Genomic DNA, 16,013 nt, shown 5'->3' with positions numbered 1-16,013 from the left:
AAAAGACCCAGCATATAGCTGGGTCTTACAATATCAAACTGGGTATTGATTACCAGTAGAAACGTGCACCAACACCGAAGTCAGTTTTAGAATCAGTTGCTGCAGTTGTTTTACCAGCTTCTAGCTTATCACCATCAAAATTGTAACCCGCTTCTGCGAATACGCGAGCCCATTTAGAGAACTTGTATTCAACGCCAGCGTAAAATTTAGATTGGTCGCCATCTTTCTTGCCAGATTGGTCAGAAGACGACATTACTAGCTCGTAACCAGAGTAAAGTGTTGTTTTAGGAGCTACAACGAACATGCCTGCTAGAGAGATACCGTGAGAATCGATAGTCTCGTTAGCTGCTTTGTCTTCATTTTCGTTGTAGTAGTACGTAGCACCTAGAGTGTGCTCATCTAGAGCGTATTCAGCAGTTACTTCGAAAGATAGGTTTTCAGTGTTGTTACCTTTAGAAGCAATCTTGTTCTCAGAAGAAAGAACGCCAGCGTGTACAGATAGGTCATTGAAAGACTTACCTACGAATACTTCGCGGATTTCTTCGTTTTGATCTTTCTCACCTAGCGCGTAACCAGCTTTTAGCCAGAATGCGTCATTTTCGTAAGCGTATTTAATTTGAGAAGAGTTGTTCCACGCGTGTCCGTAAAGAAGTGCAGAACCACCGAAGAAGTATGAGTAATCAGCTCCGTAGATGTCATCAGCCCAAGTACCTTCTTTACCAAAACGAAGTGTACCCATATCGCCCATGTCGAAGCCAAAGATGTGACGGCGTACGTATACTGAGTCATCAGTACGCTCGCTTGAATCAGCACCTGCACCGTAGTTGTCACCTAGAGCAACACCGATTTCAACTTCACCCAGAACTTTTAGGTTGTCGTTTACAACGTAAACACCGTTTACACCCATACGAGAAGAGCTAGTGTTTAGCTCTGCAGTGTGGTCTGTGCTGTCTAGGAATAGAAGAGTTGGACGTAGCTGACCGTAGAAATCTACAGAACCTTCTTCAGATTTGAATACTTCAGCTGCGTTCACTGAAGTTGCAGACGCAACTACAGCTAGTGCTAATAGAGTTTTTTTCATAATTAATCCACTGCCTTTTCTTAGTTCGGGATATCCTTGTCCGGTTCCCTTTTTTTATATGTTTGAGATAGAGCGTTAACAAAAGGTTATACAACGCCTCCTCAAAATCTGGAGCTAAGAGTGCAAAAGATTATTCTGACTGTCAAATTTTCTAAATGCCAATGTAAAAAAACAAAAATAATATTAAAAAACAATAACTTGTAATGCTTATCTTTATTTACTCGACGAACATCTAATCAATCCTCTTGATTTTTCATAATTTATAAAACCGTTAACAATGAGATTTTAAACCCAAAACAGACTCTATGAAACACATAAAATGGAATAAAAAACCACAAAAACATCATATTTAGAGTTTTATATTTTTCATATAATGAAATTAATTTCATTAAGATTAGGTTCAATATTTTTTTGTGAAGGAGATCTACATTCCTTATAAAAGCATTCCGTTTTGTGAACTACTGTACAACTAGTGATGTGTGCTACTATTCGCCTCCAACGCATTTGAGGCCCGTATGCTGACCAGTAACATTCAAAAATCGATTCGTAATAGCTATCAAAACCTTCAAGATCAACTTGATAACTTTGTGCCTAGAAGAGCACAAAACTACCTTGTTGCAGAGATTGCAAAAACGCTGTGCGGTCATTATCACAAATCTAACCGAATACTCGTTGCAGAAGCAGGGACTGGAATTGGTAAATCGCTCTCCTATCTAATGGCGACCATTCCCGTGGCTGTACATAACAATAGAAAAGTGGTTATCTCAACGGCGACCGTCGCTCTGCAAGAGCAGCTCATAAATAAAGACCTCCCTCTTTTTCGTCGGATTACCGACCGAGAGTTTTCTTTTATTTTGGCAAAAGGCCGTCAACGCTATTGTTGTGCAGAAAAGCTCGCCACTGCTAGCGGTGCTGATGGTGGCCAGTTAGCCATGTTTGAAACCAAACCTAAGCAAAAAGATATAGAGCTGTTAGAAACAATGCATCGCTCTCTTGCGCAAGGTAAATGGGACGGTGACCGTGATTCTTGGCCTAAACCCATCGACGATAAGCTTTGGCAACTGATTGTCAGTGATAAACACAGTTGCAATAACAGTTTACCAGGCCACCGCGGCTGCCCATTCCAAAAAGCGCGCTCAGAGTTGGATAAAAACGATGTCATCATTGCTAACCACTCTCTCGTCATGGCAGACGCAGATTTAGGTGGCGGCGTGATTTTACCTGAGCCAGAAAATACGATATACGTCTTCGACGAGGCACATCACTTACCTCACGTCGCTCGTGACCATGCTTCAGCATCTGCGAGTTTAAAAGGTGCGGCAGCATGGCTTGAGAAGTTAAATCAGTCGATTAGTAAGTTTTCATCACTCGCAGACGAGAAACGCGTAGCTCGATTTCGCAACGACCTTCAAGACGCGGTTCAGAACTTGATACCGGCACTGACTCAATTGCCCAAACAGTTCGACCCAGCTCAATTTGAAGAGGGTATCTACCGCTTCGAACACGGTGAACTACCTGAGTGGCTAGAGAACCAATCCAAAGAACTAAAACAGTTCAGTAAAAAAGCAAATCAGAGCGTGGCAAAAATTGCCGACCTTATTGCGGAAAGAGTAAAAGACGGGGAGCTTGCGACAAGGTTGGCTGAACCAGCGCTTGCAGAGCTCGGTTTCTACATTCAAAGGTTAGAAAACCTAGCGCAAGTATGGCATTTAATGGCTGAACCAACTCGTGAAAAAGGTGCGCCTTTAGCTCGCTGGTTAGAAACCCACCCCGATCGCGAGGGTGATTTCATTGTGAGTGTTTCGCCACTTGAAATTGGATGGCAACTCGACCAACAGATTTGGAGCAGATGTATTGGCGCCATTTTGGTTTCCGCAACGATGCGTGCATTAAACTCTTTCCATTACTTTTGCCATCAGGTTGGTATTGATGGAAAACCAGAATCAGGCACTCAGTTTTTAGCGCTTGCGTCACCATTCGATTACCAAAACCAGGCAGAATTGCTCATCCCTGCGATGAAATATGAACCACCAGCGCCTCAATTTACTGAATATCTTATCGAGATATTGCCTAAGTACTTGGAAGACAAGAAAGCCAACTTAGTATTATTCTCATCCTATTGGCAGATGAACCAAGTCGCGAAGGCACTCTCTTCGGAGTTCATAAAAAAAGGCTGGGCGTTGCAAGTTCAAGGTGAAAGCTCACGTCAAGAAATTCTAAAAAAACATAAAAAGTTAATAGAATCAAATAAAACCAGCGTCTTATTTGGTACTGGCAGTTTCTCTGAGGGGCTAGACTTACCTGGCGAATTACTTGAAAACTTGGTGATTACAAAAATTCCATTTGGCGTTCCAACCTCCCCTGTTGAGCAGGCTCATTCCGAATACATTGAGAAAAAAGGAGGAAACCCGTTTATGCAAATAACTGTACCAGACGCAAGCAAAAAGCTGATCCAGAGCGTAGGTCGCTTACTGCGTAAAGAGAGAGATTCTGGTAGAGTAACGATTCTTGATCGACGCCTAGTCACTAAGCGATACGGACAAGCCTTAATCGACTCACTACCTCCATTTAAACGTAAAATAGAATATTAGAAGAATCACCATTTATGGAAATGATTGAGCCAACCATGCTGTTGGTGTTGGCGCTTGTCGCTTTTGTCGCTGGATTTATTGATGCAGTTGCCGGTGGTGGTGGCATGCTTACCGTACCTGCTCTACTGTCGCTGGGCTTGCCGCCTCATATTGCACTAGGCACCAATAAACTTGCCGCTACCTTTGCTTCTTCTACTGCGGCATTTACGTACTACAAAAAACGTCTATTCAAGCCTCAATGCTGGCGGCGTGCATTCGTGGCGACACTCTTCGGAGCGACATTAGGTACGCTATTTGTAGATGCGATTAGTACGGATTGGCTGGAAAAAGGATTGCCGCTTGTTATTTTGGCGGCAGCGTTGTATACCGTTTTTCATAAAACGCCCCACTCTGCTCATCAAAGTCCAATACCCGAGCCTTGCCCAAAACTTCATAAAAAACAGTACATGCAAGGCTTATCCATAGGATTCTACGACGGACTCGCAGGGCCTGGAACTGGGGCTTTTTGGACAGTAAGTTCAATGGCGCTGTACCGACTGAATATCTTGCTCGCCTCTGGCTTAGCAAAAGCAATGAACTTTACCAGTAACTTTACCTCTTTGATCACTTTTGCATTCCTCGGACACATCAACTGGGTGCTAGGCTTAACAATGGGAGTATGTTTAATGGCTGGTGCTTTTGTTGGCGCGCACTCCGCTATTAGATTTGGTTCTAAATTCATTCGTCCTGTATTTGTTACTGTCGTCAGCATACTAGCCATTAAATTGGCTTATGACGCATGGTTTGTAGGCTTGTCATGAACATTTCTCAACTCCAGGAAAATCTAGAACAAATGGCGAAGCAAGCCGCTGTTCTTGACCGTCAAAGAGGCGAACATCATGTTCCGCTTTTTGATGAGCGTTTATTTGGTTGCCGCTCTCGCTTACTTACTCCTTGCGTAAAAGAAGCAAAAGCCACGCTGGATGCGATTGTGCGTGAGCAAAATGAAGGTAAGCTCACCGCTTTGCGTGCTGAGTACCTCACTGAACGGTTAGTGGCGCAAATCGGTGCAATTCAACGCGAGATTTCTACCACTAAAATTCGTAAGAATGAAATCAAACATAGCAGCTATTTCCGCAAGCCTATCAACGTGCTTTATCAGGAACTCGCTCAACACCAAGAGTGGGCAAGACGCTTGCGCGAGATGGTGTTAGAAAAAGAACGTGCTGTCGAAAGCGCTCCGAGTTTTATGCGTGCCGACGCTCAAAAAGTATTACTAGCAACCGAGCAACGTTTAGCGCGTTGTGAAGCAGCACTTCTTAAGCTAGAGAACCAAATTACACATAGGGAAAAACATCAATAATGGCTGACCAACCAACCTCGCCTTTAGATGACGCACCTGAAGAGATCAAACTGGCTGTCGATTTAATCTATTTGCTTGAGAGCAATGAGATAGATCCAGAAGTTGCGCTTAACGCTTTAAAGATCGTGCAAAACGACTTAGAAAACAAATTAAAAGCAAAGTAGCTCAGAGCGTTTCAATCCTTTCACCGAGACTCATTTTCAGTGCTCTTACACAATGATACTATTCATAAAAAAGTACGCCCCCAAAAGGATAAATAATGAAAGTAATCAGCTTTAACATCAATGGACTACGTGCGCGACTGCACCAACTCCAAGCGCTAATCGACAAACACCAACCTGATGTGATTGGTCTTCAGGAAATTAAAGTTCACGATGAAGCATTCCCGATTGAAGCTGTCGAAGCCATGGGCTACAAAGTGTATTTCCATGGTCAAAAAGCACATTACGGCGTAGCAATGCTTTGTAAGCAAGAGCCTCTACACGTACAAAAAGGGTTCCCGACGGATAACGAGGAACATCAAAAGCGCATGATCATGGCAACGTTTTTAAATGAAAACGGCGAAAAGGTCACTGTGCTAAACGGCTATTTCCCTCAAGGGGATAACATCAGCCACGAAACCAAATTCCCATACAAGCGCCAATTCTATAAAGATCTGATGACCTACCTAAACGATCATCACAATAACGACGAGCAATTGATTGTTATGGGTGACATCAACATCAGCCCTATTGATGCAGATATCGGTATCGGCGAACCAAACCGTAAACGTTGGCTAAAAACAGGTAAATGTTCATTCCAACCTGAAGAGCGCGAATGGTTGAAAACCTTACTAGACTGGGGCTTTGTGGACACCTTCCGTAAGCTATACCCAGAGGTGAACGATCAATTTTCGTGGTTTGACTACCGTTCTCGCGGTTTTGATGATAACCGTGGCCTACGAATTGATGTCATTTTGGCAACCCCTTCTCTAGCGGAAAAGTGTATTGAATCTGGTATCGACTATGAGCTTCGTGGTATCGAGAAGCCTTCAGATCACGCACCAATCTGGTCAACATTTAAGTAATATATTGCAAAGCTATAAGCGAGACTCAACGCTAAGCTTAGTCCAATAAAAAGGGAGACTCTGTCTCCCTTTTCATACAAATTACCAGTTAATCACTGATTCAGCGGCCAAACCGTTTGACCATCAATAGTTATCGGTGTTTGAGCAAATTCGTTCAGACAGTAGCCTGTATTACTACTTGCAAAGTAAGTGAGCGGCATCGGCGGTAGATTCAGCGCCACAACCTGCTGTTTCGCTTTTTCTGTGAACGAGAACCCCCACATATCGAGATAGTTAGTCATATCTCGCTGAGAGATGTAGCTCAGAGCAATAAGCAACCAGTCGTTGTTCGAGATGCTATTTGCTTCTTCCCGAGAGTAGTTGGCAAAACCAATGCTCAATCGTCTCTCATCCCAAAGCGCGTCGTCCGATTTTAAGCGGTTAAACTCACGTTCAATCAGGTGCAAGCGCGCCAATAAATGCCAACCATTTTTAAGCACACCTTCATGCTGCGCCGCCATCATCATTTGAATGTAAACACGAGCGCCCCAACTCCAACTGGTTTGATTTTGCGCAGCCATGTATGCGTTTGGATCCGCTTGAGTTCGGCTAGCTTGCAATAATTCAAACTGGCCTTTGAAATCCAAGCTTTGGCAAGTTGAAACTTTTCCCGTATTCTGGAAGAAACGAGACTTACTGTAATACGAGTAGTAATTGGTCGTTGAATGCCCTTCCCAGCCTGAAAATCGGAATCGACCTTTTTCTAAACCATGACCAAGCTCATGTAAATCACCGTGACCGAGTGGGCTGAATGACCAGTAAGCATCGTAAGGGTTACCCGAACAACCATAACCACACGTCGCTTGGTCAGCGTTCATGTGCTTCACTGTATCAATATTGGCGATTTCCCAACCTTGGTTTTGGGCGTATTGAATAATTTCAGGCACTTCATCTATGCCCGGCCCTTGGAAACCTGCCAGCACATGCGGGTAGTTGTGAACATATTCTTCTGTTGCAAGCGCCATTTCCGAAGGGGTAGACCACATTTCATCGTTGACCGACTCCAACATTTTGTCGCGCTTTGAGTGTACTTCAAACCCAGGAGTGATCAGCTCAGCCCAATCGAATAAATTGGCTTCTAACTGTTGAATAAAAGCGTCGTTGTCCTTCTCACTTCTCCAAACTGGATGCTGTGCCACATGATTAAATTTCAGTTCAACCGGAACATCATTTTTGTCAAAGTGAACCTGTACTGGGCCGCCATAAGGAGAAGTCAGCGTGATGGTTTCACCCGCTTTGACTTCGTAAGCAAATGAAGTCAGCAGTTTTGGTCGCGTGTATCCATCTTCGCTGAACTCATGAGTTGCACCACTTCTTAAAGTGTTGATGACAATCTTAGTCGCCACATCATTGCTGTCATTACGTTTAACCGTAAAAGTTTCCCCAGGAAGCGCATACACACCAGCCGAACGGAAGTTACGCTTTGATTCCATATTAATCGTTGCACTGATTCTCTTTATTTCAGGGCTAAACTCACTACGGCTGAAGTTCCCCATATTTGGTTGTTTTGGGTTCACGCTTCGGCTGTTGTATTGCACGTAATCGGCAAAGTACGACTTTAGGAATTCGGTCGTTTGGGTTGACTGTTTGTCCATCGGGAAGACAACCGTTTGACGATAATGATCAGCCAGCAATACCATGAGTTTTTCGTATTGGTAGCCGTTTTGATTAAACAAATCTACTTTTTGTTCATCAAGCTTTTGCAACCAATGGCGAATGCTGTTTGCCCCTGCATAAAATTGACTGTCCATATTCGCAGTGTCAGGGCAGGATTTGTCATCACACAGTGACAAGTCAACGTTGAAATTTTGAGATTCAAAACGAGACAACAACGCTTGTTGTGTAATAACAGAATCCGGCACAACGTTCATCAACGATGAAGGTTCCCAGTCGACCAAGCCTAACTTACGCCAATAGTTATCTCCCACATAATCAACATGGAATTTTTCCAAAATGTCTTGGCCAAGATCAGTTAGTCCTCCATCCCAATGCAGGTATAGAACAGGAATTTGGGCTTGCTCAGCGTATTCCAAAGCTTCGAGTACTGGTTTGTTGGTATCTCCAGATTGCAGATGCTGTGACAAGATCAATAAGTTTGGAGTATTGGTTTGCAAGCAGCTAAGTAGCTTCGAACCATCGCATAGGTTGGCCTCGTTAAACGCCAACTCTTGTGAAACATTGTCTTTCAGCCAATTCCGAGTCGCTTGCTCATCCGGAAAGTAATAAGACTGATCCATTTGCGCGATGACGACGTTTGAAGTAACTCCGCCCGACAACCAAGTGACCAGGTTACTTAACCATTGCGTCATCGCCGCGTTGGAAGAGTCGGGAAAACGTTGTGCCGTTCTAAATGGGTTACTACCTAATAGTGCGTAACGTTGACCATTAGACTTTTCCCCGGCAACGCCAATTGACAGAGCTTGATCTTTGTAACCGCTTGCCATGGCCTTATTGGTCATCAAGATGGTGTCGTTGAAGCCATACTGAGGTGCCAAGATCGCGGCATCATGGGTTGGATCCCAATAAAGACCTGAAAGGCTTTTCGCAATTGCAGATTTGATCGTATTCGACTGCATCTTGTGAGCTTCCACAACCTGATGACTTTTACGAATGAAATCGCTCGGGTCAGAAACGAGCAGTGCATTACCAGTTTCCAGAGCCTGTTGAACTGGAGCTGGCGTTGGTTTTACTTGAGCATTAGGTTGTGATTCTCCCTCTCCCCCACCACATCCTGTGGCTAAGGCGGCAATGCCCAACGATAGAATTGTTTTTTTCATTTTTACTTACTAAACAATGAGTTTACCGAATGTTAATGTAAGTTAATGAATAATAAGAAAGAGTCTTTTATATCGGCTGGAAAAATAGGAATGAAGATAACAAAATTATCAAAAGCAATAGCACCCATTCCGGTGCTATTGCCTCTATTGATAATTAGCTTAAAGGACGTAGATAAGCTAAGAAACGCCTCTCTGCCACTTTGAAACACCACAAAATCATAAACGTCAGTGCCATGTAGAACAGCCCCGCCGTCAGGAAAGACTCAAATGGTGCATAGTAGCGCGAGTTAACTAGACGCGCAGCACCAGTTAAATCCATGATGGTAACGATGCCCGCGACTGCACTTCCGTGCAGCATAAATATGACCTCGTTGGAATAAGCTGGTAATGCTCGACGCAATGCACTCGGCAAGATAATACGTCTGTATGTCATAAACTTACTCATGCCATAGGCTTTCGCAGCTTCCACCTCACCTTTCGGCAAACCATTAATCGCACCACGAATAATTTCTGCGGTGTAAGCCGATGTATTCAGAATAAAAGCGACCAAAGCACAGAACCAAGCGTTCTCCCACAAGGTATCTTTCACAGGGAAAAACTGATCCATGCCGTAGTAAATCAAATACAGCTGAACCAATAGCGGCGTTCCACGGAAAAAGTAAATGAATCCCCAAGAAGGTAAGCTTAGAGCGTAATTGGTACTATTGCGTGCCACGGCTAATGGGATAGAGACACACAAGCCAATAACCAACGCTAATCCCACTAACCAAACTGTTGTCCAAAGTCCCTGAAGATAAGTTGGAAAGCTTTCAATAATCAAAGAAAAGTCCATAACTTACCTCGCATGAATACTGAACTTACGCTCAACAAGCTTGAGTAGCCCGGTCGAAACGCTGGTAAAAAATAGAAAGATGAGCGCGACAGCCATGTAAAAGGTGAACGGCATTTTCGTTGTACCTGCTGCCAATGAGCTCATTCTCACCATGTCATCCAGACCAATAATGGAAACTAACGCAGTGGTCTTAAGTAACACTAACCAGTTATTACCAAATCCAGGTAATGCATGACGAATCATCTGAGGCAGTAAGATTCTTCTAAACGATAAAGCAGAACTCATCCCATAAGCTTTCGCCGCTTCTAGCTCACCTTTGTCCACCGCCATGATCGCTCCACGAAAAGTCTCCGCCATGTAGGCACCAAAGATAAAACCAATCGTGAGTACACCAGCAATAAATGGGCTGACATCAATATAATCAGGTAAGTAAGACGTCCATTCATGGTTTGGATCACTCGAGGCAAACCACTCGTTGAGCGTTTCGTTGATGGAGTAAAGGCTGTTATTTAAAAGTATTTGTCCACCAAAGAAAATTAGCATCATCAGAACCAAATCTGGAATGCCGCGAATGACGGTGGTGTAAAGAGTGGCAATCGCCCTTGCCCATTTGTAAGGTGCTAACTTAGCTAATGCGCCAAGCATGCCTAAGACCATGGCGAGAATGAGTGAAAGCACTGCAACTTCTATTGTTACTAAAGCTCCTTTCAAAATCGAAGCTTCGTATCCTTGTAAATCTAGCATAGGTGAGTTCCTAATCCCTAAACTCAAAAAATCGACCGTTGACTACTTCTAGGAACAAGCCAACGGTCGCTTAATTACGGTTTATTCACCGTACACATCGTAGTTAAAGTATTTACCAGCAATTTCTTGGTAAACACCTTTCTCACGTAGTGAAATAATTGCTGCGTCGAGTTTCTTCGTCAGATCTTTGTCTTGTTTACGAACAGCGATCCCCATACCTTCACCAAACCATTTTGGATCGGTTAACGACGGTCCAACAAACTCATAAGCTTCGCCACCTGCTTTGTTGATCACACCCTCTTCTAGAGCAGACGCATCACCTAAAACGGCAGCAATTCGACCATTTTCTAGATCAAGATACGCTTCATCAAAAGAGCCATAACGCACAATTTCAACATCATCGCCGTAGTTGTCAGTTAAGTACTTGTCATGTGTCGTCGCACGTTGCACGCCAATTTTGACATCTTTAAGATTATCAAAATCTAGACCAGCACCTTTCTTAGCGATAAATTTATTTGGGATTTGTGCGTACTTGCCAGTGAAATCGACTTTTTTCTTGCGCTCTTCAGTGATAGACATTGCTGCGATGATGGCATCGTACTTACGTGCAAGAAGAGAAGGGATAATACCATCCCAATCTTGAGCGACGATTTTGCACTTCACTTGCATCTCTTCACAGAGTGCATTTGCCATATCTACGTCAAAGCCTTTTATTGAGCCATCAGTTTCTGTCCAGCTAAACGGAGGGTAAGCACCTTCGATACCAAAGCGAACTGTTTTCCATTCTTTCGCTTGGGCAACACCTGATACTGCCGTTGCAGCAATCGTTGCTGCTAATAACCACTTTTTCATTTCCATACTCCTGTGATTGCTATTTTATTTCGTTTTGTTTGCTGTGTTGGCTTAGGAGGCAATAGTCTGCCGCCTAACAAATATTAGTAAATGGATGAGATAAACTGCTGTAATCGTTCTGAATCCGGGTTTGTAAATAGCTTAGCTGGATTTCCCTGTTCTTCCACTAAGCCTTGATGTAAAAACATCACATGGTTTGATACGTCACGCGCAAACGCCATTTCGTGCGTGACCACCAGCATAGTTCGCCCTTCATCTGCCAAATCTCTCATTACCCCCAGAACTTCTCCTACAAGTTCTGGGTCAAGCGCAGAAGTTGGCTCGTCAAACAACATCACCTCTGGGTCAACTGCTAGCGCACGGGCAATAGCTGCACGTTGCTGCTGGCCGCCAGATAAGTGCCCAGGGTAATAATCTTTACGCTCATACAAGCCTACTTTCTTAAGCAAGACTTCTGCATTTTCAATCGCTTGAGCTTTTGGCACGCCTAAGACATGAACAGGCGCCTCAATCACGTTTTCTAGTACGGTTAGGTGAGACCAGAGGTTGAAACCTTGGAAAACCATTGCCAGGCGTGAACGAATACGTTGGACTTGCTTTTCATTAGCAGGAACAGATTCACCTGCTCTGTTGTTCTTCATTTGGATTAATTCACCATTTACCCAAATTTCGCCCGCGGTAGGCGTTTCTAGCAAGTTGATACATCTGAGAAAGGTACTCTTACCTGAGCCGGAAGAGCCAATGATGGAGATAACATCTCCTTTGTGCGCGGCAAGTGAAATGCCTTTTAAAACTTCATTTTGTCCAAATGTTTTGTGCAGGTCTTTTATATCTAGCGCTGGTACATCATTCATGCGCCCTACTCCCTGTGTTTTTGTCACTGCAATTAAGGGACTCCGCCCTCTCTAATTCGGAACAAATTAGCATCGCCCTCTGAAACTTGCAACAAATTATTAACCTAAATAATTCGAATAGAAAGATACGATAGACAAATTAATATGCAATATATAGCAACATATTCTTCAAAAGTTGAATATTAAATATAAAAAAGCCCCTTTCAAAGGGGCTTAATAAATTTACAAAAGTGTTAATTGAAACCTATTCGAGGTCGCAATGAATTAATTAAAACGACTGACTACCAACGAGTTTGAAGTACGTAATGTCACCTCATTTTCTAAGCCTTCTTTTTCAGAAGTAATGATGCCATCTAGGTCTTCATCTAGTTCAGGCTCTGACGCTTCACCATTGGAGAAGAAGCTCATGAAAACTTTAGAATCAATATTACTATCTTCATTCACTACCAAAGCAGTGCGATTAAAATCGTCCGAAGCTGAAACTTTCAAACCGTTAACGGCCGATGTTGGGAAGTTGTAGTAATGCAATTCTGGAACAACAACAGAATCACTATCACTTGTTGTGAAAATGCGATGTGTGACCCTGTAGTCGCCTGAAGTTGCAAAGTAAGCGACACGAGTAAAGCCTTCAGTAGACGATGTTAAGCCCATGTCCAGATCAATCACGGACTCTGCACTTCCTTGCGTTGATACACTTGGTTTTGTGTTCGGCAGGTTATCAATATTTAAGTAAGCACTCGGATCAACGTCAATATCCCATCCGTCAGAGATCGTTTCGTTAAGTAGAGACTCCCAACCATTAACTTGATTCTCTGAGAACGCCATGTATACCCAAGTTTCTTTATTCGTTGCACTAGGGCGATTATATTCAACGGCCGTTTTATCCAGCTTCAACGCGTCATATGCAAAGCCGTTAGTAACAAAGCCAATGTTGAGCGAGTCGTAAGTATAGTCAGAAGACGAATAAATGTTTGACGTATTATCCGCTCTAACTAAGGCTATCTCACCAGTTCCCCACGAACCAATACCATACTGGTAAAGCGCTTTGTCGCTTGAACCTGATTCATACTGAAACAATGCCGTTGGTTCACCTTTAAGCCCCATCAGTTCATCAGTAGGCAACATATCAGGGTTCGGAGACGTGAAAATATCGGTTTGCGAGACAAAGTTGTAATCTCCGCCACCTGATTCAGCGTTTCGGTAATCTAAGTTAGTAAACTTATTGCTTGCTAAGTTACCGCCAGTAAAGCATTTGTTCAAAGAGTCTCGGTTTAGTGCAAAAGTAGCATTACGTAGTTTCTTATCTTGCAAGAACTCTTTTGAAAACGTGTTTACGCGAGCTTCTTTGCCGTTAAATTCTATTGCTTGAAACGTTACAAAGCCGCCGTCAGGGATATCTTCAAGATAAAACTTAAAGTTATCAGTGGTAGGTTTGATAATGTCTCCGGATCTTTTGCCATCGGCATCAGAGTAGTAACCGATAACATAGTTGGTCACTTGCTCTTTTGACGCTGCACTGTAGGTTAAAACCGTTTTATCGCCGTTCAGCTCAGTTTTGTGGTCATATACAGTACAACCTTTCGTAGTTGCTTCACTTTCAGTCATTGTTGCTGGTATAGCAAAATCAAAAGTAAACGCAGTTTTCGGCGCTGCACCACCGCCACCGCCGCCACCGCCGCCGCAACCGACCATTAACCCTGAGATGATTGCCACTAGTGGCAGTACTTTAAGCTGTTTCATGTCTTTTTCCTAAACTGAGCGGCAATGATTAGCCAAAAAATTGTCTTTGCTCTGTCCAAAGCAAGAATAAAGCCAGCTTTATATAATCATCGTGAATATTGACATTTAATCTGCATCTCGTGCAAAAGGACAAAAAGTTCTAATTTTATGCAACTTGTGTAATGAAATTACACAAGATCTCCGCATCTCATTCGCATGCCAGAAACTTTCTGTAGTTTTATTTCACAACCATTCTTAAAGTGATCTAAATCAATCACCCTAAATGGCTATCTTGCTAGACTCCTGCCAAAAGATGAGGCTTTTTTTTGTGCCTCAACACAATAAGTTATTAGCTATGCTTAGGCACAGTGTCGACGTGTAACAAATCTAACAATAGCTAGCATAAGCGTGCCGCAGGATGCGGATTAACACAATTGAATGAAGAATTCATAACTTTTAAATATATGAGGAATCTATGTCAGACGCAGTTAACAAAACGCACTCTGATTCAGATATCGAGACCAAGAGCTACCGTGAGCTTCATCGTCCAGCATCTGAGTTCGCAAGCCGTTCAGACTACCTAGACCACGAACTACAAATCATGAAGCCACGTCGTTTTGGCTTGAACTTGCCAGGTCGTGACTTCCGCTTTGAGCTTGAAGACCTTGTTCCAGCACTTGCTGGTACTATCGGTATTATCGCAATGTACTCTGCGGTAATGATGTCTTGGGCTGAAGGTCTTACTGCAGCATGGGACCACGTAAACTTAGGCAAGGACTTTGCTATCGAAGTTGCGCGTGTAGAAATGCTCATCCCTGCACTTCTTTTCTGTGTACTTGCCTCTGGTTTTATTAACCCTAAAGCCAACCTAGCAGGCAACCACGGCCCAATGATCCCTCTTATTGGTACCATCGCTCTTGCTGGTGCTCATCCTCTTGCATTAGCAATTCTCATTGGTGTGTTTGGTTTGATTTTGAGCCTCTTAAAAGGTGGGTCAAAACTGGTTAACCTCACCTCTGAAGGTACGGCTGGTGGCCTTCTTATTTTCCTAGGTTTAACCGGAACCATGAGCCAAATTAACTCTATTCAAGCTTGGGCTGTTGGTTTGCAATCCGATACGGTTGCCGCTGGTAGCATGGGTTACATCGGTCTAATTGTTCTTGCGGTTACCATTGGCTTATACGCGTTCCTTGCTAAAGTGAACAAACGCTGGCTAGCGATCCCTGTTTGTGCCTTCACTGGGCTTGCAATCGCACTTGCTCTTGGCGCAGGCTTCGATATTAAATTCGTAACCGAGACAGGCCTTCCAAACCTAAATCCAATCTACTGGTGGGGTTCAACAGAAGAAGGTTGGATGCTTGGTCTTCCTAATATGGAACACTTCATCGCTTCACTACCATTCGCCATTCTTGCGGTAGCAATGTGGTCACCTGACTTCTTGGGTCACCGTATCTTCCAAGAGATGAACTACCCACGTAAGAGTGAGAAAGTGCTGATGGACGTTGATGACACAATGACAATGTGTTCCGTTCGCCAAATGGTCGGTACTGCAGTGGGTGGTGGTAACATCACATCATCTTGGGGGACTTACATGATCCCTGCTGCAATCGCGAAACGCCCTATTCCTGCTGGTGCCATCTTACTAGGCTCTCTATGTATTATTGTTGCAATCCTTGGTTTTCCTATGGACGTTGCAGTATGGCCTCCAGTTATGCGCGTTGCTCTTCTCGTTGGTGTATCTCTACCACTGCTTGAAGCTGGCATGCAGATGGTGAAGGACTCGAAAGACTCACAAGCAGCAGGTATCTGTATCTTTGGTTCTGCCGTTGTTAACCCAGTTCTAGCTTGGGCACTAACTATGCTTTTAGATAACAACGGTTTAATTGGAGATAAAGAGCGCGCGTCTCGCCTATCATTTGTAGACAAGATTGTGATCCCAGTAAGCGTACTTGTTATCTGTTTAGTTGCTATGCTTGCAGTTGGTATGCTTGAAGGCCAGTATGGCATCCAAGCTTGGCTATAAGCTAGCAGTCCAGAAATTTGTGGGTAGCGCTCGTCGCTACCCCATTTTTATCGAGATTTTTGAGGATTTATTGATTTAGTTTAAGGTTTGCAA

13 protein-coding genes are annotated in these 16,013 nt (G+C 43.5%); 6 read left to right on the top strand and 7 right to left on the bottom strand.

Annotated features, from left to right (window positions below; translation table 11 throughout):
* Positions 1-49: 49 nt before the first annotated feature.
* Positions 50-1,081: a porin gene (locus tag R7F64_RS03560; RefSeq protein ID WP_182038222.1), complete on the bottom strand. Its 1,032-nt coding sequence runs from the start codon at positions 1,079-1,081 to the stop codon at positions 50-52.
* A 515-nt stretch (positions 1,082-1,596) separates the two neighbouring features.
* Between R7F64_RS03560 and dinG the strand changes: the two genes are divergently transcribed.
* The 5 genes from dinG (at position 1,597) to xthA (ending at position 6,080) form a co-directional block, all read left to right on the top strand.
* The gene (dinG, locus tag R7F64_RS03555) at positions 1,597-3,672 is read left to right on the top strand and encodes an ATP-dependent DNA helicase DinG (protein WP_318071465.1); all 2,076 of its coding nucleotides are present in this window, start codon (positions 1,597-1,599) and stop codon (positions 3,670-3,672) included.
* A 14-nt stretch (positions 3,673-3,686) separates the two neighbouring features.
* Entirely contained in the window at positions 3,687-4,472 is a 786-nt protein-coding gene (locus tag R7F64_RS03550; RefSeq protein ID WP_005378430.1) for a sulfite exporter TauE/SafE family protein, read from the top strand.
* A complete protein-coding gene (locus R7F64_RS03545) occupies positions 4,469-5,014 on the top strand; it encodes a primosomal replication protein (protein ID WP_033905048.1) in 546 nt (181 codons plus the stop codon). Before R7F64_RS03550 ends, R7F64_RS03545 begins: the two co-directional genes overlap by 4 nt.
* The gene (rsmS, locus tag R7F64_RS03540) at positions 5,014-5,178 is read left to right on the top strand and encodes a pleiotropic regulatory protein RsmS (RefSeq protein ID WP_005378432.1); all 165 of its coding nucleotides are present in this window, start codon (positions 5,014-5,016) and stop codon (positions 5,176-5,178) included. Before R7F64_RS03545 ends, rsmS begins: the two co-directional genes overlap by 1 nt.
* 95 nt (positions 5,179-5,273) lie before the next feature.
* The gene (xthA, locus tag R7F64_RS03535; protein WP_005378433.1) at positions 5,274-6,080 is read left to right on the top strand and encodes an exodeoxyribonuclease III; all 807 of its coding nucleotides are present in this window, start codon (positions 5,274-5,276) and stop codon (positions 6,078-6,080) included.
* Positions 6,081-6,172: 92 nt separating this feature from the next.
* Here xthA and R7F64_RS03530 read toward each other — a convergent pair whose 3' ends face one another.
* From R7F64_RS03530 to R7F64_RS03505, 6 genes are all read right to left on the bottom strand, one after another.
* Complete coding sequence (locus R7F64_RS03530; protein WP_318071464.1) at positions 6,173-8,896, bottom strand: ImpA family metalloprotease; 2,724 nt, start codon at positions 8,894-8,896, stop codon at positions 6,173-6,175.
* Between the two features lie 154 nt (positions 8,897-9,050).
* Positions 9,051-9,728 (bottom strand): ABC transporter permease, encoded by a 678-nt coding sequence (locus R7F64_RS03525; protein WP_053303243.1) that lies wholly within the window; start codon positions 9,726-9,728, stop codon positions 9,051-9,053.
* A 3-nt stretch (positions 9,729-9,731) separates the two neighbouring features.
* Complete coding sequence (locus R7F64_RS03520) at positions 9,732-10,472, bottom strand: ABC transporter permease (protein ID WP_005378436.1); 741 nt, start codon at positions 10,470-10,472, stop codon at positions 9,732-9,734.
* 81 nt (positions 10,473-10,553) lie between these two features.
* Positions 10,554-11,324: an ABC transporter substrate-binding protein gene (locus R7F64_RS03515; RefSeq protein WP_005378437.1), complete on the bottom strand. Its 771-nt coding sequence runs from the start codon at positions 11,322-11,324 to the stop codon at positions 10,554-10,556.
* Between the two features lie 83 nt (positions 11,325-11,407).
* A complete protein-coding gene (locus tag R7F64_RS03510) occupies positions 11,408-12,178 on the bottom strand; it encodes an ABC transporter ATP-binding protein (RefSeq protein ID WP_005378438.1) in 771 nt (256 codons plus the stop codon).
* A 264-nt stretch (positions 12,179-12,442) separates the two neighbouring features.
* Positions 12,443-13,918, bottom strand: coding sequence for a hypothetical protein (locus R7F64_RS03505; RefSeq protein ID WP_017820023.1), 1,476 nt, complete (start codon positions 13,916-13,918; stop codon positions 12,443-12,445).
* Between the two features lie 454 nt (positions 13,919-14,372).
* Here R7F64_RS03505 and R7F64_RS03500 point away from each other — a divergent pair, with 454 nt between their 5' ends.
* The gene (locus R7F64_RS03500) at positions 14,373-15,920 is read left to right on the top strand and encodes a DUF3360 family protein (RefSeq protein ID WP_005378441.1); all 1,548 of its coding nucleotides are present in this window, start codon (positions 14,373-14,375) and stop codon (positions 15,918-15,920) included.
* The last annotated feature ends 93 nt before the right edge of the window (positions 15,921-16,013 follow it).

The sequence above is a fragment of the Vibrio sp. Vb1980 genome (genome assembly GCF_033338615.1).
GTDB classification, from domain to species: domain Bacteria; phylum Pseudomonadota; class Gammaproteobacteria; order Enterobacterales; family Vibrionaceae; genus Vibrio; species Vibrio alginolyticus.
The sequence above is the reverse complement of the archived record's forward strand: the minus strand, read 5'-3'. Positions and strand labels throughout refer to the sequence as shown.